Origin of the sequence: Megasphaera hominis (assembly GCF_014269395.1) — a bacterium.
In the GTDB taxonomy this organism is placed as follows: domain Bacteria; phylum Bacillota; class Negativicutes; order Veillonellales; family Megasphaeraceae; genus Megasphaera; species Megasphaera hominis.
On sequence record NZ_JACOGK010000079.1, the window covers coordinates 1 to 664 of the forward strand.

1 protein-coding gene is annotated in these 664 nt (G+C 48.2%); it reads right to left on the minus strand.

The window, feature by feature from the left end; all coding sequences use genetic code 11:
• Positions 1-664, minus strand: a 664-nt coding sequence (gene tnpC / locus H8J70_RS12375; RefSeq protein WP_186504595.1) for an IS66 family transposase, incomplete at its 5' end; no start/stop codon positions are given.

Here is a 664-nt window from a genome sequence, read left to right on the forward strand (position 1 = left end):
CTATTTACATAATTCCTGCATACGCGTGCTCCAGGGCATGTAGCCATCTACTACTTCGGGATGATGCCGCACATCCAAATTTGGGAAATCCGTGAATACCTGAATCAGGTATTTCTCCGGATCAATCTGGTTGGCCTTGCAGGTTTCGATGATGCTGTATACCATTGCGCTGGCCTTGGCACCTTTAGGGCTGTCACTGAACAGCCAGTTCTTGCGGCCGACGGTGAAGGGACGGATGCTGTTTTCTGCCAGATTGTTGTCTATGGAACAGTGGCCGTCTTCCAAATAACGGGTCAGCCCCTCCCAGTTGCTGAGGGTGTAATTGATAGCTTTGGAGATAGGAGATTTTATGGCAACACAGTCTCTATTTTTTTCAAGCCATGCAAATAAAGCCTCTAGCAGGGGTTTTTCCTGCTTCTGGCGTTCTATTTGTCGTTCTTCTGGAGATAAATCTTTGAATTCTTTTTCTTTGGCGTACAAGGCGCCAATGAGATCCAAGGCCTCTTGGGACAAGCTGTTTGCCTGAGGATCGGCAATGCCTTTTATGGCATCGACGAACTTCCGTCGTGCATGAGCCATACACAAGCATTGCCGAATTTCCAGCTTTCCATAGCCTGCGAAGTCGTCCGTATGAAGGTATCCCGTAAAGCCTTTCAGGAAGGCT